Here is an 18,018-nt window from a genome sequence, read left to right on the forward strand (position 1 = left end):
ATCGTCAAGATTAAATTCCGAAACCCCAATTGCGAAAGCAATTGGGGTTTTGTTTATGCGCGCGAAAAAGAGCGCAAATCAATGAGCAGGTCAATGAGCAGGGCGCGACATGCTCGGTCGCTCGCGATGGTAAGGTTCGCCCTGGATTTTGTACCTTCCCAAGCAGGTTTCATGGTGGTCCATGGCAATCGCCTGGACGAGCTGCGCAGCCTGGGACGTCGCTGAAACGGCTCTTTCTCCCGATCTCGGATTTTGCTTCATGAAATTTTTCCTGCTGCCATTAAGCCTGTTCCTCTCCTGCACGCTTACTTATGCAGCCACGCCTGAACCTATTCCGAAGCCATTGGAAGAGCAGGTCGGTCACCTGATTGCACTGCTCAAGGACAGCTACGCCAGCGGGCGCGCCGAATTGGCTGAGGTGCAGACCCTGAAGGTCGGCAGCGATAGCCAGGTGACCCTGGCGCTTTTCAACATTGAGGCCTTCGGGATGGGTAACAATTACCGCCAGTACCTTGCGGCATTTTCCTCATCCGTTAAGGAAAAAAACGAGGTGTATTACAGCTTGCTCGATGTGATTCAAATCGGTGGGGACGGTTGGCGTGCCATTGAACAGCTGAATGCGACGCTTGTGCCTGATCCGAAGGGAAAACAAATCCTGATCGATATCCCGGTGATGGTGAATACTCCGGGCGACTCTGTGAACACCCCCAGTAAGGCCGCAGTGATTCACCTGTCGCTTGGAGAGGCACGCCCACACCGTATCGTAGAAAGAAATTAATAATGTTCGCGGCCTTGAGTTAGTCGCGCAATGGCCGCCTAAATCATCCTGCTGAGCTGCCGCGTACGCTGACTCACCCTCTACATCTAAAAGGCCAGCGGTACAGCCTGGCCAATCAACCAGGTGCGATGCCCACAAAGCCCCTTTGCGAGTCTCCAGGTTTCACTCGAAACCCTGCAGATGAAAGCTCAGGTCACCCGTGAACTCCAGCCGCGAGTAATCGCGATAGCTAAAGCACCATTGTTGCTCGATACGTTCAAACTCATCGTGGTACCTGCCTGTGGCAATTGGCTGGAGAGCCAAGCCCGTAGTGGCTTGCAGGACCGTGTAGTAAGAGCGCACAGTGGCCTTGCCCAAGCCTTCATCAATTTCGATAATCGGATTGGTGATCAGATGCTGGGTGCGCGGGGTCGCGCAGGAATAGATTTTGATATGCCGCTGCCAGATTTGCAGAATCCCCTGCGCATCCAGTAGCTCCTTACTGCCATGGACTCTGATTTGTGCATGACGAAAAAGCGCGGCGGCGCCTTTGAGGTCACCGCTGTCCATTTTGTCGGCATAGCGATAGAGCAGATTGGTGATTTCCACGGCGCTGTTGCTCATGATCATCCTTATCCAAAAGAGGGGCTGGACATACCCTCCCAGGCAGGTTGAATCAATGCATCGTCCTTGTGGACGAGCCTGCGGATAATCTAGAGCGTCACTTCAATCGAGGCTGGCTGTTTGAGCGCATCCTTGGGGATTGTGAATGCGTTGTGTCGACGCCGGGTTCTTAGCCAGTTTCTGCGCTGGGCGGCGAGGGCGGGGCAGCAGTTCTCCACCGCAGTTGGGGCAATGGCCGGCCAGGCGCTCATCGGCGCAGTTCGCGCAGAAGGTGCATTCAAAGGAGCAGATACGTGCCTGGGCGGATTCGGGCGGCAGGTCGCAGTCACAGCATTCGCAGTTGGGGCGTAGTTCGAGCATGGGCATTGGGCTTCTGGATTGGAGAGGGACAATCGAGAGTAGTCCCGGCTTCTCCATCAGGTAAAGCCATTGGTGAGCTATGACGGTAATTTCCCGCAAATGCAACATGGCTGACATGACGGGATGTTGAGATACGGCCCATTCAGGTTATCCCGGAGTGACCCTCATGTCGTTTACATCCAGATTGGCGCTGCAACTGACGCTGCTGTTTGTCTTGCTGCTGGGCAGTATCGCCGCTACCGGGTTTGGCGCCCGGGTACTGCAAGCCTCAGCGGTTGATTTATCATCCGGTTCGTCCCTGCACAAGGCGTCGGCAAGCACAGCGACAGTTGGTAGCGAGGCGCAAACCCTCTAGTGCAGCATGGACGACCCGTCTTTGCGGGGCTGGTCCGGCTTGTGCTTTCAAGTGCACGCTTCATGCCCCTGTGGTCCGGGCAGCCATAGCTGCTCGGCACCATGCCGTCAGCACGGTCGCTGGTGCCTGGCAAACCGTTCGATTGGTTGATCAGCGACCAGATGATGCCCCGCATGGATGGCTGGCAATTACTCGCGAGCGTACGCGTGCGATGGCCCCAGCTACCGGTATTGCTGTATTCTGCGGCACCGCCGTTGCGTGATGGCAATTGGCCTGAAGCCTTGGCTTTTGACGCCTGCCTGCTCAAGCCGGCCAGCAGTGGTGAGCTCTTGGCAGTGATCGCCGGGCTGCTTAGGATCCCCCAGGCCGCCACCGGGGCGTCTGGCACGCCCGTCAACGCTCAAATGGGCTAGGACGGCGAGAGGGGCGACCCTTGGCACCGCGTATATCCTTTGATATTGAACATGAGGTCGGTTTTGCGTCAGACCAGCCATTCGCGTAGGGCCCTTCGTGCGTGTTCGCTCATCAGCCTGCTGCCATTCGGCCCCGCAATGGCGCTGGCGGACGAGGAGCCGTTGGTGCTCGATGAGGTGACGGTCAGCGCGCCTCACCGCGAGGCGCGGGTCAGCGACGAGCCGATCGCGATCAACGTGCTCGATGGTCGCGAGCTGGAAGAGGCCGGCGTCAATACCATCGCGGACCTTGAGCAGCGTGTGCCGAGCCTGCTGGTCTCGGCGCCCAACCCGCGATACGTCAGCTACGGCATTCGCGGCATGGGTGCGAGCTCGTACAACGATGGCATTGACGCCAGTGTCGGGACCTACCTCGACGGTGTGTACCTCGGGCGCCAAGGCATGTCCTTGGGCGAGATGCTTGATATCGAGCGGATTGAAGTGCTGCGCGGGCCCCAGGGCACGCGCTATGGCAAGAACACCACCGCCGGGGCGGTGAACATCATCAGCCGCGCGCCGACTTTCGCCCCCGAGGGCCGTGGCGAGGTCAGCGTTGGCGAAGACGGGCTGCGCCGCTACCGGGGCACGGTGTCCGGCGCGTTGGTCGACGAGGTGCTGGCGGGTCGGCTGACGGGTTATCAGGTCGAGCGCGACGGCCTGCTCGACAACCCGGTCAATGGCCAGCAACTGCGCGGCCTGGACCGCCAGGGTTGGCGCGGCCAGTTGCTGTGGACGCCGAACGAGACGTTCAGCGCCAGGCTGACCGGCGAATATGCCTGGCAGGATGAAAGTGATGCGCTGAACGCCAGCCATTACAGCCCCTCGAGTGTGCAGCGTGCGGCCTATGTGGGGTATGTCTTGCCACCGATCAATCCTTGGTCGGGGCGCATTTATCAGGACCAGCGCAATAGCACCAAAATCCGCCACAACGGTGCGAGTCTGGAGCTTAACCAACTGCTCGACAACGGTGCGACGCTCACCAGCCTCACGGCCTACCGCGATTGGAGCTATGACACTCAGCTCGATGGCGAAGGCTCGGCAGTGGATATCGCCACGGTCACGGCACGTCTCGATCACCATCAGTTCAGCCAGGAGCTGCGTCTGGCCGGGCCCGCCGGGGAAACGGTGGACTATGTGGTTGGCCTGTATTACCTGCGCCAGCAGCTCAATCGCCAGATCGATGCACGCTTTGGCGCCGATGCGGCGGCGTTTTTCGTGGGCGATCAGATCCATAAGCTCCAGCTTCCCTTTCCCGTCACTGCCGACATGATTCCCGCCTACCTGCTTGAAGATGCCCGCCAATCGCTCGATGGCGAGCAGCGCAATGACAGTCGCGCGATCTTTGGCCAGTTCACCTGGCAGTTGACGCCACGTCTGGAAATCACCCCTGGCCTGCGTTACACCCTGGAGCGCAAGCAGGCCGTGATCGACCGTAAGGTCTCGGAACTGACGCTTCGCTCTGACCCGATATCCCAGCTTGCCGGTGGCTTGCTGCACAGTGCCACCCTGGGGCCCAACTCTTACCGGCGCAACAGCATCGAGGAGCGCAATCTGTCCGGGCAACTGGCCGCCAGCTACCGCTTTACCGAGCAATTACTGGGCTACACGAGCTGGTCGCGGGGCTACAAGGCCGGTGGTATCAACCTGGATGTGGTCGCGGCTGGCGTGCCGCAGACGTTCGGGGCCGAGCGCGCAACGTCCCTGGAAGCCGGACTCAAGAGCCGCTTATGGGACGAGCGGGCACAGCTCGACCTGACGCTCTACCAGACCGATGTCGACGGTTATCAGGCCCTTACCACCAGCCCGCCGGTCAATGAGTACGCGCCGCCGTTGCGTGACCGGATGATTAATATCGACAGGGTCCGCCTGCGCGGGATTGAAGTCGATGGCCTGCTGCATGCCGACGAGCTGACCGACCTGCGCCTGGGCGTCGCCTTGAGTGACGCTCGTTACCTGGACTTTGCCCATGCTCCCTGTCCTCCCGGCAGCAGCCAGGCATCGTGTAACCGCAGTGGCGAACGCCTGTTCAATGCGCCACGCTGGAGTGTCACCGCCGGGGTTGCCCAGCGCTATCCACTGCTCTACGGCCTGGAGCTGTTCAGTGGCGTGGACTACAGCTTTCGCAGCGGCTACTACGGTGCCCTTGAAGGCGGGGCGGGCAGCTATCAGCCGGCCTATGGCCTGACCCATCTGCGGTTTGGGCTGCGGCGCGCGGATCGCCTCTGGGAGACGGAACTGTGGGCACGTAATGTGTTCGATACGCGCTACCTCATGGCGGCCTATGCGCAACTGGGCAGCGGCGATTATGCCGTGATGACCGGTGAGCCGCGCAGCATCGGCATCACCCTGCGCTCGTCCTACTGAGCCACGCGCACTTTTTCATGCCCTGACGCCGTTCGGTCTGTCGAAATGTATCCGCTCTGACACCCAGAACGGCTTAGAGAACCCGATCCGACCTTCGGGCCCATCAGAGAGTGCAACTGCTGCCCTCAGGTGGTGGGACGAACGCCGCTGCGTCGCCGCTGTAAGAGCCCCGCCAGCAGGTCCAGGATCGAGCAGAACACAAAGTACACCAGCGCCACGAACAGGAATATTTCCGTAGGGTGGACCATCACCCGGTTGCTGATCTGGGTGGCGACAAACGACAGCTCGCCCACGCCAATCACATACCCCAGCGAGGTGTCCTTGATCAGGCTGATCCACTGGTTGAGAAACGACGGCAGCATGATCGGCAGGGCCTGGGGCAGGATAATCAGGCGCAGCACCTGGCCCGGCTGCATGCCCAGGGCCCGGGCGGCGGCCCATTGGCCTTCGGGCAGGCTCTGGATCCCGGCGTGTACCGAGTGTGCGAGGTAGGCACCGCCAATCAGTGACAGGGCACAGACCACCGTGGCCAGCGCGGGTACGTCGATATGAAAGACGATGGGCAGCAGGAAATAGCTCCAGAAAATCAGCATCAGTACCGGGATCGCCCGAAAGAACCCCAGCACCGTCAACAGCACGCCGCGCGGCCAGCCCTTGAGCACGCTCAGGGCAATGCCTAGGCCGAGCCCGAGCAGCGCTGCGATCAGGCCCGACAGCAAGCTCAGCAGCAGCGTCAGCGCGGCGCCGCCCAGGGGCCCGTCGGGATAGGCACCGAGCAGAAAATAGTCGAGGTTGTCCGTAATTACCGAAAAGTCCATGGCTCAGATCGCTCCCTGACGATAGCGCTTGCTGTGCTGGACCCACTGGCCACCGGCCTCGATCAGCGCAATGGCGAGGATGTATAGCAGGGTCGCGAAGCCGAAGGCCTGGAAGGTCTTGAAGGTTTCGGTCTCCACCTGGCGCGAGGCGTAGGACAGCTCGGCGAGGCCGATGGCCATGGTCAGCGACGAGTTCTTCAAGGCATTCATGTATTGCCCCACCAGCGGCCCAAAGGCGGTACGCAGGGCCTGGGGCAGGATCACATGGCACCATATCTGGGCCGGACGCAGGCCCAGGGCCATGCCGGCGGCATATTGCTCGGCGCGTACCGAGGCGATGCCGGCGCGAAACTCCTCGGCGATAAAGGCTGCGGTGTACAGCGTCAGCCCCCAGAAACCGGCGATAAATTCAAAGGATGGCCAGGCTATCTCCGCCCCGAACACACTCACCTCATGGGGCATGTTCAGCCAACTGACCCAGCTTTCGGGCAGCAGCGCGCTGACGCCGAAATACCAGAAAAACAGCTGCACCAGCAGGGGGGTATTGCGAAATATCGCCAGGTAGGTTCGCGCCGGCCAGGCCAGCCAGCGGGTGCGCGCCAGGCGGGCGAGGCACAGGGCGAAACCCAGGCCGCTGGCGACCAGGCAGACCACCAGGGACAGGCCCAGGGTCAGGAGAAAACCATCGAACAACCAACTCAGGTACTGCGGGCCCAGCAATTCACCGAACATTGATCAGGGTGTCCATCAGAACGCAAAACGCCCGCGCGGTGGTCCGCAGCGGGCAGCCAGGGGTAAGCAGGGTGACTCAGCTCTTGTCGCCGATCTTGTACAGGCGGGTCAGCGGGGTCTTGGTGGTCGGGCCGAACCAGGCGTCATAGATGGTCTGTGCCTGGCCTTTGCTTTCCAGCTCGACCAGGGTCTCGTTGACGAACTCGGTCAGGGCCGTCTCACCCTTGGGCACGCCGACACCGATCAGGTCATTGGAGATCGTGAAGGGCGGGACTTCGTACTTGTCCTTGTCGGGCACATTGGCCAGGAGGCCGATCAGCTTCGGTCCATCCTGGGTGATGGCCTGGACGTTACCGTTGCGCAGGGCCGTAAAGGCAAAGGGGGTGTCGTCATAGGCAACGACCTTGGCGCCGGGGAATTTCTCGCGCAGCACGCCTTCGTTGACGGTGCCCTTGTCCACGCCGACCCGCCATTTGTTCAGGTCTTCAGGCGACTTGAGGGTGCCTTTCTTGACGATGAACTGTTGGCCGGAGCTGAAGTACGGGATGCTGAAGTTGACCTGCTCGGCACGCTCCGGGGTGATAGTGAAGTTGGCCAGGACCAGGTCGACCTTGTTGGCGACCAGCAGCGGGACACGGTTGGCCGGGTTGGTCGGTTGCAGTTGCAGCTTGACGCCCAGCTTGTCGGCGATGGCCTTGGCGTAGTCGACATCCAGGCCTTCGATCTGCTTGCTCTTGGCATCGACAAAGCCGAAGGGCGGGTTGCTGTCGAACGAGGCGACGCGCAGCACGCCGGATTTCTTGATGTCGTCCAGACGGTCGGCGTGGGCCAGGCCCGAGAGAACGGCGAGGGTCAATGCGGTGAGGGCAGTCAATTTTTTCATGGGGTTCTCAACACTTGATGGATGATGTGGTGTCGAGTTTTGCAGTCAGCCAATAAGATTCAAAGGAATATAAAAGAATTTATTGATTCCTTAATTGCATAAGCTGATAAGCCGTGGGTTAGCGCTAAATGGCCGTGCTAGAGCGGTCGGGGCGGGCGGGAGCGGATGCCCGCCCGCTGCTATCAACCTGGGAACAGGAATGGGCTGAGGCTACTGCGGGCAAAATCCTCGCGCTCGACTTCGGCGTCGAGGGCCAGGGTCGCCAGGTCGTCGGCAACCACTTCCAGTTCGCGATCGTGCTCGAGGTAGAACACTTTCAGATAGCTCTGGCAATCGCCGCAGCTCTCGGCCTTGCAGGCGACGTTGTGTTCGTCCAGCGACCAGTAGTCGAGCTTGCCGGTTTCCTCGCAGTTGCTGCATTTGAGCCGGACCATATGCCAGCGGCTCTCGCACAGGCCGCAGTGCAGGTAGCGCAGCCCGGCCTGGGCGCCGGTCATGATCACGCTGGCCACCGGTACGCTGGTGCAGACCGGGCAGAACTGGCGGCGCTCGCCGGGCAGTGCACTGGCCGACGCGGGCAAATGGGCCGCGAGCTGGGTGAAGTACAGCGACAGGGCAGACCAGATAAACAGCGCCTGGCCACTGTCGACTCCGGCGAAGTCACCCGCCAGCAGGGCGCTGGCGCGCGTTTCCAGGTCCGCTCCATCCAGCTCGCGCAGCGCTTGCAGCGTCGCTTGCACAGGGGCGGATGCCTGGGGGTGGAGGCGCTCGATCAGGGCCTTGAGCAGCGCTTGCCAGTACGGCGAGCGGGACAGGCTGGCGGTGGCCAGGGGCGGATGGCCGCCGCCCAGGCGTGTGGCCAGGTCGGCGATCTGCGATGCCGGCAACGGGAGCGCTTCCAGCAATTGCTGCTGGATATCGACCACGTTGGCAACAAACCTCAGGTAGTCCGCCAGGTCGTGCCCTTCGGCTAACTGGCGCAGGCGCGTGGCGCGCTTGAGGTAGTGGCGATCCAGTTGGGGCAGCAACAACGGCGGGATTTCGGCCAGCCCCGGCGAGCGCTCGGCAGCCGGGGTCAGGTGGATGCTGTTCATGGCTTGTTTCCCGGCTTGGAGGATTTGCTGAGCAACTGACGGTACCAGCGGTCATGGTGATTCTTGGCCCAGGAGCGGGTGACGTAGCCCGTGACCATGCCGCGGATCGAGCCCTTGATCCAGAACGCCAGGTACGCGTGACCGATCACCAGCAGGATCAGCGCAATCCCGGCCACGGCATGCACCACCAGACCCAGGCGGATCGTCGGGATACTGAACAGCGGCGCGAAATACGGCCGCCAGATCAGTACGCCGCTGATCAGCAGCAGCGAGATCAGGCCCATGATTCCCCAGAACAGCAGCTTCTGGCCGGCGTTGTACTTGCCGATCTGCAGCGGCTTGTCGTGTGCTCCGCTGAGAACCTGGCGCATATTCTTGAACCACACCAGGTCCTCGCGCTCCGGCAGGTTGTATTTGACGAAGCGGATAAACAGGAACACCAGCAGCAGGAACACCACGACCCCGAAGAAGGGGTGCAGGATGCGCGCCAACTGCGGCGTGCCGAACACGGCGTTGAGGCCGTTGAACGAGGGGAAAAACCACGACAGGCCGGACAGCGCCACGGCGAAGAAGCACAGCACCATCAGCCAGTGGCCGGCCCGCTCGATAAAGCGGGTGCGCAGGATCATCTTGTCCTTGTTCATGCCAGGGTGTCCTCTTCGGTTTCTGCGTCTTCTTCCACTTCGTTCGGCCCGGTGCCGATGTAGTGGAACAGGGTGCCGGCCAGGGTGGCGAAGAATGCGGCAGCGGCCACGGGCTTGAGCCAGCCTTTCCAGCCCTGGATCGCGCTGCTGATGCGTGGGTCGGTCGGTAGCTTGTGGTACAGGTGCGGCTTGTCGGCATGCTGCAGCACATACATCACATGGGTCCCACCCACGCCTTGCGGATCATACAGGCCGGCACCGGCAAAACCGCGGCCTTGCAGCTCGACGACGCGTTCGCTGGCCAGGTGCTGCATGTCCTGCTTGCTGCCGAAATTGATCGCTCCGGTCGGGCAGGTCTTGACGCAGGCCGGCTCCTGGCCGACCGCGACGCGGTCCGAGCACAGGGTGCATTTGTACGCCTTGTTGTCCTTCTGGTTGATGCGCGGCACGTCGAAGGGGCAGCCGGCGATGCAGTAGCCGCAGCCGATGCAGTGCTCGGACTGGAAGTCGACGATGCCGTTGGCGTACTGGATGATCGCCCCCGGTTGCGGGCAGGCCTTGAGGCAGCCAGGGTCGGCGCAGTGCATGCAGCCGTCCTTGCGGATCAGCCACTCGAGCTTGCCGTTTTCCTGCTCCACTTCATCGAAGCGCATCAGCGTCCAGGTCTCGGCGGTGAGGTCGGCCGGGTTGTCGTAGACGCCGACGTTGTGCCCGACTTCGTCGCGCAGGTCATTCCATTCGTTGCAGGCGACCTGGCAGGCCTTGCAGCCGATGCAGATGCTGACGTCGATAAGTTTGGCCACTTCGACCTGGTGATCGCGGGCCTGGGGCGCGGGTGTCAGTACGCTGGTGGCGGAGCGTTTGATGATGTCTTGGGATTGCATGGACATGGGTGCTCTCCTTTAGACCTTTTCAATGTTCACGAGAAACGCCTTGTATTCGGGCGTCTGGGTATTCGATTCGCCGACGCCGGGCGTCAGGGTGTTGGCCAGGAAGCCTTTGCGCGTTGCGCCTTCGTAGCCCCAGTGACAGGGGATGCCGATGGTGTCGACATCCTGGCCATCGACCGTCAGGCGGCGGATGCGCTTGGTGACCACCGCCTTGGCCTTGATATAGCCGCGCTGGGTGCTCACGCGCACGGTATCGCCCTGGACGATGCCCTTTTCATTGGCCAGCTTTTCACCGACCTCGACAAACTGCTCCGGCTGGATAATCGCGTTGAGCCGCGAGTGCTTGGTCCAGTGACGGAACAGCTCGGTGATCGAGTAGGTGGTCGCCACGTAGGGGAAGTCTTCACGGCTCCCCATGCGTTTGCGATCGTTCTCGTAGAGGCGCACGGTCGGGCCGTAGGTGACGTTCGGGTGCAGGGGGTTCTTGGCCAGCGGGCTTTCCGTCGGCTCGTAGTGCTCGGGGAACGGGCCATCGTTCATCGCGCCGACCGAGAACAGCCGGCCGAGGCCTTCGGGCAGCATGATAAACGGGTTGACGTTGCCGCCCGGTGCCGCGCCGATGGCGAAGTCCGGTACATCGATGCCGCTCCAGCGCTGGCCGTCCCAGCCGATCAGCTTGCGCTTGGGATCCCACGGCTGGCCCAGCGGGTCGGCCGAGGCACGGTTGTAGAGAATGCGTCGGTTCTGCGGCCAGGACCAGGCCCAGCCTGGCGTGCAGCCCAGGCCGCTGTCGGCATTGTCGCGCCGGGCCATCTGGTTGCCCTGTTCGGTCCAGGAACCGGCGAAGATCCAGTTGAAGCAGACGGTGCTGCCGTCATCGCGCAACTGCGAGAAGTCATTGAGCAACTGGCCCTTGCGCAGGATCAGGTTGCCCTGCTCGTCGTGCAGGTCGGCGAGGGCGCGGCCGTTGGATTCCTTGGCCACTTCTTCAGGGTGCGGGTCGAGCGGGTTCTGGTAGTCCCAGGCCATATTGAGGATCGGCGCCGGGTTGGCGCCGCCTTCCTTCTCGTACAGCTCGCGCAGCTTCATGAACAGATGGCCGAGGATCTTGCCATCGTGCCAGGCCTCGCCCGGCGGTGCGGCGCCGGCCCAGTGCCATTGCAGCCAGCGCCCGGAGTTGACGATGGAGCCATCTTCCTCGGCAAAGCACGAGGAGGGCAGGCGGAACACCTCGGTCTGGATCGAGGCCGTGTCGACATCGTTCTCCTCGCCGTGGTTTTTCCAGAAGCTGCTGGTCTCGGTGGCCAGCGGATCGATGATCACCAGGAACTTGAGCTTGGCCAGTGCGGTGGCGGCCTTGTTCTTGTCGGGGAAGGCGGCAATTGGGTTGAAGCCCTGGGCGATATAGCCGTTGACCTTGCCTTCGTACATGCGGTTGCTGAAGTTGAGCACGTCGTAGCTGTCGTCCCACTTGGGCAGCCAGTCGAAGCCCCAGTCGTTGTCCTTGGTGGCTTTGTCGCCCCAGAAGCTCTTCATCATGCTGACAAAGAATTTCGGGGTGTTCTTGTAGTAGTTGACCTGGTCGGGCAGCAGCGCCGCCGGGGTGGTCTGCTTGAGGTAGGTGGCGAGGTTGGTCTGCTCGTCGGAAGGCAGGTTCATATAGCCTGGCAGGCGCAGCGACAGCAGGCCCAGGTCGGTATAACCCTGGATATTGGAGTGACCGCGTAGGGCGTTGACGCCGCCACCGGCCATGCCGATATTGCCCAGCAGCAGTTGGATCATGCCTGAGCCACGGATCATCTGCGCGCCGTTGGTGTGGTGGGTCCAGCCCAGGGCGTAGAGGAAGGTCGCGGTCTTGTCCGGGGCACTGGTCTCGCCGAGGATCGCGCAGATCTGCAGGAAATCGTCCTGGGGCGTGCCGCAGATGTTGCTCACCATCTCCGGGGTATAGCGGCTGACGTGGGCCTTGAGCAGGTTCCACACGCACCGTGGATGGCTGAGGGTCATGTCGCGCTTGGCGTAGCCGTCGGCATCCAGTTCATAGGTCCAGGAACTGCGGTCGTAGGCGCGTTTCTGGGCGTCGTAGCCGCTGAACAGACCATCGTCGAAGCTGAAGTCTTCGCGCACGATCAGGCTGGCGTTGGTGTAGGCGCGCACGTACTCGTGCTGGACCTTGTCGTGGGTGATCAGGTAGTTGACCATGCCCATCAGGAAGGTCACGTCGGAGCCGGCGCGGATCGGCGAGTAGATATCCGCCACAGCGGCACTGCGGTTGAAGCGCGGGTCGACCACGATTACCTTGGCGCCGTTGCGGATCTTGGCTTCGATCACCCACTTGAACCCGACCGGGTGCGCCTCGGCGGGGTTGCCGCCCATGATCAGCACCACGTTGGCGTTCTTGATATCGACCCAGTTATTGGTCATCGCGCCACGGCCGAAGGTCGGCGCCAGTGCCGCCACGGTCGGTGCATGGCAGACCCGGGCCTGGCTGTCGGTGCCGAGGATGCCCAGGGCACGGGTGAAACGCTGGTCCAGGGAGCCGGTCTCGCTGCTCGCCGCCGAGGAGCAGAGCATGCCCGTACTCAGCCAGCGGTTGACCGTGGTGCCCTTGGCGTTCTTCTCGATGAAGTTGGCGTCGCGGTCGTCCTTCATCAGCCGGGCGATACGCTCGATGGCGTGGTCCCAGGTGATGCGTTGCCAGGTGTCGGAGCCCGGAGCGCGGTATTCGGGGAATAGCAGGCGCTGTTCGCTGTGGATGTAGTCCACCAGCCCGGCGCCCTTTGGGCACAACGAACCACGGCTGACCGGATGGTCGGGGTCGCCCTCGATGTGGAAGATTCGCGCCTTGGCGTTTTTCGCGCCGTCACCGAGGCTGTACATCAACACGCCGCAGCCGACCGAACAGTAGGTGCAGTTGTTGCGTGTTTCCTTGGCACGCAGCAGCTTGTACTGGCGCGACTGGGTCGCCTGGGCCACGGCAGGCGCAAAGCCCAGGGTGGCGGTGGTGGCGGTAGCGACGCCGAGGGTACAGAGCTTGAAGAACTGTCGTCTGCCAAGTTCCATGGGTATCTCCTTGTTCGGGTGGCGTCACGACTCGCCAGGCATGCGCAGGCACGATGAATAACATCGAAAGTGCAGTGGGCTAAATAATTGAAACGGCACTTGCGCGCCTGAAGTAGAACTCTTTGTAGAGCTTGGCGGTAATTAAAGAGGTCTGGGGCGAAACTGCAAGTTTGTTCGTCTACGACATTAGGCTAATAAGTAATTACCGGGCCGCAATACCGGAGTTTTTACGTGCACGACTCTTCTTCGACACTGAATGCATCGCTGGAAGGCTTATTTGATAAGGGGGGGCAGTGTATTGATAGAGCTTTCATCGGGCCAATCGAGTTTCTCGATGGTCTAATCGACTGTCTCTATGATGGCGCGGGTAGTTGAATGGGAAATGAAGTTTAATCGACCGCTATATATATTTATATATTCCGACTTTAATGCTCGTGTATTGCATGTTAATGATTCTTGTTTGGTGTGTGGATAGTTAAGGCTAGTGCTGGCTGCCGATATCTGATCCGTCATTATTATTTAAAGCTGTAATGCTTGAGTTGGATCAATAACCTGTGCCGACATTTCAGGGGCGGAATGAGCGCGGCGTCGAGGCCCGGCTTTCAAGGAGGGGGATAATGTTATAAGATAACCTTTGTTATCTTCGCGTCCCTCGGATTTTCTCCCTCCTGCAGTGTGAATGTTCTCCATGACCTCCCTTGTTTCTCCTCGCCTGGCAATGGGCCGGTTGCTCTCGATCGATGCGCTCAGAGGGCTGGTGATTCTGCTGATGCTGCTCGACCATGTGCGTGAAACCTTTCTGCTGCACCGCCAGGTCAGCGATCCCATGGACATTGCCAATACCGAGCCGACGCTGTTTCTCAGTCGCACCCTGGCCCATCTCTGTGCGCCGGTCTTTGTGTTGCTGACGGGCCTTTCGGCCTATCTCTATGGCGAAAAACAGGCGGACCTGCGCGCGGTATCGAGCTTCCTGTTCAAACGCGGGCTGTTTCTGCTGGTGCTGGAGTTCACCCTGGTGAACTTCGCCTGGACCTTCCAACTGCCGCCCAGCGTGATCTACCTTCAGGTGATCTGGGCCATCGGCCTTAGCATGCTGGCCCTGGCTGCGCTGGTCTGGTTACCGCGTGGAGTGCTGGTGGCGCTGGGGCTGGGGATTATTGCGGGGCACAATCTGCTCGATGGCCTGCACTTCGCGCCGGAGTCGACCTGGCATCTGCCCTGGGCGATCGCCCACGACCGTGGCTGGATCGAGGTGTCAGAGGCACTGCGCCTGCGTACGTCCTATCCGGTGCTGCCGTGGATTGGCGTGATCGCCCTGGGCTACGGGCTGGGCCCCTGGTTTGCCCGGGGCGTCGATGCCGGCTGGCGGCAGAAGCGCCTGCTGGCGTTGGGTGTGGCGGTGCTGTTGGGGTTTGTCGGGCTGCGGTTGCTCAATGGTTACGGCGAGCAGCCCTGGCAGGCGGGCGACAGCCTGGTGCAGAACCTGATGAGCTTTTTCAACATCACCAAGTACCCACCGTCCCTGTTGTTCCTGGCGTTGACCCTGGGCATCGGGCTGTTACTGCTGCGGGGGTTCGAGCGAGTGCCGACGGCGCGCTGGCTCCGCCCGCTGGCGGTGTTCGGCGCGGCGCCGATGTTTTTCTACCTGCTGCACCTGTATGTGCTCAAGGTGCTCTATGTCCTGGCCGTGGCCACCCTGGGGCTGAATCAGGGCAGCTACTTTGGCTTCGACTCGGTCGCGGCGATCTGGCTGGTCGCCGTCCTGCTCGGTGTCGTGCTCTACCCGGTGGTTGCCTGGTTCGCGGCGCTGAAGGCGCGGCGCCGCGACCTGGCCTGGCTCAAGTATCTGTAGGCCGGCGCTTGAGGTGTTCGAGCAGCGCCTGCAAGGGGTGACGCACCTGTTGCTCGGCCAGGCGCTGGGCTTGGCTACGGCACGAGTAGCCGGTGGCCAGGAGTTCGCCAGCGTTCGAGGGCGAGGCGAGCAAGGGTCCCCAGGATTGCTCGAAGATGGTTTGTGAGGTCTGCCGGTTGCGGGCTTCGTGGCCGTAGCTGCCGGACATTCCGCAGCAACCGCTGGCCTGGGCCTGCAAGCGCAGGCCGAATTTGTCGAAGACCTGCTGCCACTGACCGACGCTGGCGGCGGCATTGGTTTTTTCCGTGCAGTGGGCCAACAGGCGGTAGCGCGTGGCTTCGGCTTCGCCGGTGGGCAGGCTGTCGGGTAGCACCCCGGCCAGCCATTCCTGCAGCAACGCCACCGGCGGGCAGTGTTCGGCGCCGGGTACCTTGAGGTATTCCTGGCGATAGACCAGCGTCATGGCCGGGTCCAGGCCAACCAGGGGCACATCGAACGTGCTCAGGGCATGCAGGCGGTCGGCGTTACGCCTTGCGGCGCGGGCGAACGGCCCCAGCAGGCCCTGGGCATGCAGCGGCTTGCCATTGGCATTGAAGGGCGCCAGGTAGATGGCGTAGCCGAGCCGGGCCAGCAGCTCAAACAGATCGGCCAGCAGGGGTGTTTCGAAGTAGCGGGTAAACGCGTCCTGCACCAGGATCACGCTGCGTTGGCGCTCCTGCGGGCTCAGGCGGGCGAGCAGGGCGGGGGTCGCCTGACGCACCTGGAAGCGCCGTTGGCTGGCGCGCAGATCGAAACGTTCGAGCAATGGGCTGTCGACGAGGCCGGCATGGCGTGCCAGCAGGCGCGTGACCCAGGGTGCACCCATCACCGCGTTGTACAGCGTAGGCATCCGGGCAAAGTAGGGCACGGTGTATTCCAGCGAGCCGATCAGGTAGTCCTTGAGCGGACGCAGGTAGCGCTGGTGGTACAACTGCAGGAACCGTGCGCGGAAATCCGGGACATCGACCTTGACCGGGCATTGGCCGCTGCAGGATTTGCAGGCCAGGCAACTGGCCATGGCGGCATACACCTCATGGGAAAAGTCCTCGGCACCACGCTGCTGCGCCCGGCTATTGAGCCAGCGCCCTGGCAGGCCGAGCCAAAACCCGGGGACCTTGGCCGCGGCCAACACATCGACGCCGGCCGCCCCCTGCAGGCGGAGCCACTCGCGGATCAGCGTGGCACGGCCCTTGGGGGAGTGGACACGCTGGCGGGTGGCTTTCCAGGACGGGCACATGGCGTCGTCCGGGTCGTAGTTGTAGCAGGCGCCATTACCGTTGCAATGCATGGCCGGGCCGAAGCTCTGCCAGACCTTCTCGTCGATCTGGCGATCCAGCTCGCCCCGCAGCGGCACGCCATCGACTTTGCTCAGGGCCAGGTCGGTGCCCAGGGCCGTGGCGATCTTGCCCGGGTTGAGCTGGTTATGCGGGTCGAAGGCGGCCTTGAGTGCCTGCAACGCCGGGTACAGCTCGCCAAAGAAGGCCGGGGCGTATTCCGAGCGCAGGCCCTTGCCATGTTCGCCCCACAGCAGGCCGCCGTATTTATGGGTCAGTTGCGCCACGGCGTCGGTCAGCGGGCGAATCAACTCGGCCTGGGCCGGGTCCTTCATATCCAGGGTCGGGCGCACGTGCAGCACGCCGGCATCGACGTGGCCGAACATGCCGTAGGTCAGGCCACGGCCGTCCAGCAGTGCGCGAAACTCGGCGATGTAGTCCGCCAGGTGCTCCGGCGGCACGGCCGTGTCTTCGACAAAAGGTTGTGGCCGAGCTTCGCCCTGGACATTGCCGAGCAGGCCGACCGCGCGCTTGCGCATGCCGTAGACCCGCGACACTGCCGCCGCACCCACCGCCAGGGTGTGGCCCAGGCGCGGCACGCCCTGGTCCTGTTGCAGGTGTTCGACAAAGGCGGCCACCCGCGCCTGTACCGCGTCGGCGTCGTCGCCGCTGAACTCCACCAGGTTGATGCCCAGGGTCGGTTGGGCATCGCTGGGGAAGTACTCCTTGACCCCATGCCAGACGATGTCTTGCATGGCCAGCTGGAGCACGCGCGAGTCGACGGTCTCGATGGACAACGGCTCCAGCGCGAGCAGGGCCCGGGCATCGCGCAGTGCCTCCATAAAACCGGCATAGCGCACATTGACTAGGATCGAGTGCCGGGGAATCGGCAGCACGTTGAGCTTGGCCTCGACGATAAAGCCCAGGGAACCTTCGGCGCCGCACAGCACACTGTTGAGGTTGAAGCGCTGGTCGGCCTGGCGCAGATGGGCCAGGTCATAGCCGGTCAGGCAGCGATTGAGCTTGGGGAAGACCCGCTCGATGGCTTCGGCCTGTTCCCGGCTGATGCGTTCGGCGCAGCGGTAGACCTCGCCAGTCCGGTCGGTGCGCGCACACAGGCGGGCCAGCTCGCTGGCGTCCACCGGCTGGCTGTGCAGGGCCTCACCGCCCAACAGGATGCTGTGCAGTTCTAGTACATGGTCGCGGGTCTTGCCGTAGGTGCAACTGCCCTGGCCGCTGGCATCGGTGCTGATCATGCCGCCCAGGGTGGCGCGGTTGGAGGTCGACAGCTCCGGGGCGAAGAACAGCCCGTGGGGTTTGAGCGCAGTGTTGAGCTGGTCCTTGACCACGCCGGCCTGGACCCTGACCCAGCGTCCTTGCGGGTCGATCTCAAGTATTTTGTTCATGTGTCGCGACAGGTCGACACACAGCCCTTCGGTCAGCGACTGGCCATTGGTACCGGTGCCGCCACCCCTGGGCGTGACCACCACCTGGCGAAAACGCGGGTCCTGCAGCAACCGGGCGAGCAGCGTGATATCGGCCGTGTCGCGCGGGAAGACGCCGGCCAGGGGCGGCCGTTGGTAGATGGAATTATCGGTCGCCAGTACACTGCGCAGGCCCCGGCTGCTGTCGATTTCACCTTTGAATCCAGCGGCTTTCAGCGTGTCGAGAAAATCACGATAGGGCTGTTCAAGGGCGGTGTCGGGCAGCAGTCTGGCAATCATCAAGCGGGGCCTCGGGGCGTGGCGCGTGCGCCAGCCAGCAATTCACGGAAGTAGGCGACACGCCTCTAGGGGCGCTGTGGGGTCTAGCGGTAT

16 protein-coding genes are annotated in these 18,018 nt (G+C 62.3%); 6 read left to right on the plus strand and 10 right to left on the minus strand.

All coding sequences use genetic code 11. The annotated features are described in order from the left end of the window. Nucleotides 1-225: hypothetical protein (locus tag NPS46_RS24570; protein ID WP_274111864.1), on the plus strand; the 225-nt coding region annotated here is incomplete at its 5' end. Between the two features lie 34 nt (nt 226-259). Continuing rightward, nucleotides 260-778, plus strand: coding sequence for a hypothetical protein (locus NPS46_RS24575; RefSeq protein WP_274111866.1), 519 nt, complete (start codon nt 260-262; stop codon nt 776-778). A 162-nt stretch (nt 779-940) separates the two neighbouring features. Here the strand turns inward: NPS46_RS24575 and NPS46_RS24580 are convergent, their stop codons facing one another. Both NPS46_RS24580 and NPS46_RS24585 read right to left on the minus strand, forming a co-directional pair. Beyond that, the gene (locus NPS46_RS24580) at nt 941-1,381 is read right to left on the minus strand and encodes a nuclear transport factor 2 family protein (RefSeq protein ID WP_274111868.1); all 441 of its coding nucleotides are present in this window, start codon (nt 1,379-1,381) and stop codon (nt 941-943) included. 102 nt (nt 1,382-1,483) lie between these two features. Then, entirely contained in the window at nt 1,484-1,741 is a 258-nt protein-coding gene (locus NPS46_RS24585) for a DUF1272 domain-containing protein (RefSeq protein WP_274111869.1), read from the minus strand. Between the two features lie 166 nt (nt 1,742-1,907). On the opposite strand from NPS46_RS24585, the gene NPS46_RS24590 reads away from it, so the two are divergent. The 3 genes from NPS46_RS24590 (at nt 1,908) to NPS46_RS24600 (ending at nt 4,912) form a co-directional block, all read left to right on the plus strand. Further along, on the plus strand, nt 1,908-2,096 hold the full coding sequence (locus tag NPS46_RS24590; RefSeq protein ID WP_274111871.1) for a hypothetical protein: 189 nt from the start codon (nt 1,908-1,910) through the stop codon (nt 2,094-2,096). Nucleotides 2,097-2,197: 101 nt separating this feature from the next. Continuing rightward, complete coding sequence (locus NPS46_RS24595) at nt 2,198-2,509, plus strand: response regulator (protein ID WP_274111872.1); 312 nt, start codon at nt 2,198-2,200, stop codon at nt 2,507-2,509. Nucleotides 2,510-2,647: 138 nt separating this feature from the next. Next, nucleotides 2,648-4,912, plus strand: a complete 2,265-nt coding sequence (locus NPS46_RS24600; protein ID WP_274111874.1) for a TonB-dependent receptor — start codon at nt 2,648-2,650, stop codon at nt 4,910-4,912. A 125-nt stretch (nt 4,913-5,037) separates the two neighbouring features. Here NPS46_RS24600 and NPS46_RS24605 read toward each other — a convergent pair whose 3' ends face one another. The 7 genes from NPS46_RS24605 to fdnG all read right to left on the minus strand — a co-directional run bounded on the left by NPS46_RS24605 (nt 5,038) and on the right by fdnG (nt 13,036). Next, nucleotides 5,038-5,730: an amino acid ABC transporter permease gene (locus NPS46_RS24605; protein WP_274111876.1), complete on the minus strand. Its 693-nt coding sequence runs from the start codon at nt 5,728-5,730 to the stop codon at nt 5,038-5,040. Between the two features lie 3 nt (nt 5,731-5,733). Continuing rightward, entirely contained in the window at nt 5,734-6,462 is a 729-nt protein-coding gene (locus NPS46_RS24610; RefSeq protein WP_274111878.1) for an amino acid ABC transporter permease, read from the minus strand. Between the two features lie 76 nt (nt 6,463-6,538). Beyond that, nucleotides 6,539-7,345: an ABC transporter substrate-binding protein gene (locus tag NPS46_RS24615; RefSeq protein WP_274111880.1), complete on the minus strand. Its 807-nt coding sequence runs from the start codon at nt 7,343-7,345 to the stop codon at nt 6,539-6,541. A gap of 182 nt (nt 7,346-7,527) precedes the next feature. Continuing rightward, a complete protein-coding gene (gene fdhE, locus NPS46_RS24620) occupies nt 7,528-8,439 on the minus strand; it encodes a formate dehydrogenase accessory protein FdhE (protein ID WP_274111882.1) in 912 nt (303 codons plus the stop codon). Continuing rightward, nucleotides 8,436-9,083, minus strand: coding sequence for a formate dehydrogenase subunit gamma (locus NPS46_RS24625; RefSeq protein ID WP_274111884.1), 648 nt, complete (start codon nt 9,081-9,083; stop codon nt 8,436-8,438). Before NPS46_RS24625 ends, fdhE begins: the two co-directional genes overlap by 4 nt. After that, nucleotides 9,080-9,973, minus strand: a complete 894-nt coding sequence (gene fdxH / locus NPS46_RS24630; RefSeq protein ID WP_274111886.1) for a formate dehydrogenase subunit beta — start codon at nt 9,971-9,973, stop codon at nt 9,080-9,082. Before fdxH ends, NPS46_RS24625 begins: the two co-directional genes overlap by 4 nt. Before the next feature lie 12 nt (nt 9,974-9,985). Further along, nucleotides 9,986-13,036: a formate dehydrogenase-N subunit alpha gene (gene fdnG / locus NPS46_RS24635; RefSeq protein WP_274111888.1), complete on the minus strand. Its 3,051-nt coding sequence runs from the start codon at nt 13,034-13,036 to the stop codon at nt 9,986-9,988. Nucleotides 13,037-13,724: 688 nt separating this feature from the next. On the opposite strand from fdnG, the gene NPS46_RS24640 reads away from it, so the two are divergent. Continuing rightward, on the plus strand, nt 13,725-14,888 hold the full coding sequence (locus NPS46_RS24640; RefSeq protein WP_274111890.1) for a DUF1624 domain-containing protein: 1,164 nt from the start codon (nt 13,725-13,727) through the stop codon (nt 14,886-14,888). On the opposite strand, the gene ydiJ is transcribed toward NPS46_RS24640, so the two are convergent. Further along, nucleotides 14,875-17,925 (minus strand): D-2-hydroxyglutarate dehydrogenase YdiJ, encoded by a 3,051-nt coding sequence (ydiJ, locus tag NPS46_RS24645; RefSeq protein WP_274111892.1) that lies wholly within the window; start codon nt 17,923-17,925, stop codon nt 14,875-14,877. The two genes, NPS46_RS24640 and ydiJ, sit on opposite strands and share 14 nt — an antisense overlap. Nucleotides 17,926-18,018 lie beyond the last annotated feature (93 nt).

Source organism: Pseudomonas putida (assembly GCF_028682395.1).
In the GTDB taxonomy this organism is placed as follows: Bacteria; Pseudomonadota; Gammaproteobacteria; order Pseudomonadales; family Pseudomonadaceae; genus Aquipseudomonas; species Aquipseudomonas putida_AB.

Excerpts from the sequence above, each read along its gene's own strand:
- NPS46_RS24575 (WP_274111866.1), top strand. The coding sequence starts at position 260 with ATGAAATTTTTCCTGCTGCCATTAAGCCTGTTCCTCTCCTGCACGCTT.
- NPS46_RS24610 (WP_274111878.1), bottom strand. The coding sequence starts at position 6,462 with ATGTTCGGTGAATTGCTGGGCCCGCAGTACCTGAGTTGGTTGTTCGAT.
- NPS46_RS24625 (WP_274111884.1), bottom strand. The coding sequence starts at position 9,083 with ATGAACAAGGACAAGATGATCCTGCGCACCCGCTTTATCGAGCGGGCC.
- fdxH (WP_274111886.1), bottom strand. The coding sequence starts at position 9,973 with ATGTCCATGCAATCCCAAGACATCATCAAACGCTCCGCCACCAGCGTA.
- NPS46_RS24605 (WP_274111876.1), bottom strand. The coding sequence starts at position 5,730 with ATGGACTTTTCGGTAATTACGGACAACCTCGACTATTTTCTGCTCGGT.
- fdnG (WP_274111888.1), bottom strand. The coding sequence starts at position 13,036 with ATGGAACTTGGCAGACGACAGTTCTTCAAGCTCTGTACCCTCGGCGTC.
- NPS46_RS24640 (WP_274111890.1), top strand. The coding sequence starts at position 13,725 with ATGACCTCCCTTGTTTCTCCTCGCCTGGCAATGGGCCGGTTGCTCTCG.
- NPS46_RS24580 (WP_274111868.1), bottom strand. The coding sequence starts at position 1,381 with ATGAGCAACAGCGCCGTGGAAATCACCAATCTGCTCTATCGCTATGCC.
- NPS46_RS24615 (WP_274111880.1), bottom strand. The coding sequence starts at position 7,345 with ATGAAAAAATTGACTGCCCTCACCGCATTGACCCTCGCCGTTCTCTCG.
- NPS46_RS24600 (WP_274111874.1), top strand. The coding sequence starts at position 2,648 with ATGGCGCTGGCGGACGAGGAGCCGTTGGTGCTCGATGAGGTGACGGTC.
- ydiJ (WP_274111892.1), bottom strand. The coding sequence starts at position 17,925 with ATGATTGCCAGACTGCTGCCCGACACCGCCCTTGAACAGCCCTATCGT.
- NPS46_RS24595 (WP_274111872.1), top strand. The coding sequence starts at position 2,198 with ATGCCGTCAGCACGGTCGCTGGTGCCTGGCAAACCGTTCGATTGGTTG.
- NPS46_RS24590 (WP_274111871.1), top strand. The coding sequence starts at position 1,908 with ATGTCGTTTACATCCAGATTGGCGCTGCAACTGACGCTGCTGTTTGTC.
- fdhE (WP_274111882.1), bottom strand. The coding sequence starts at position 8,439 with ATGAACAGCATCCACCTGACCCCGGCTGCCGAGCGCTCGCCGGGGCTG.
- NPS46_RS24585 (WP_274111869.1), bottom strand. The coding sequence starts at position 1,741 with ATGCTCGAACTACGCCCCAACTGCGAATGCTGTGACTGCGACCTGCCG.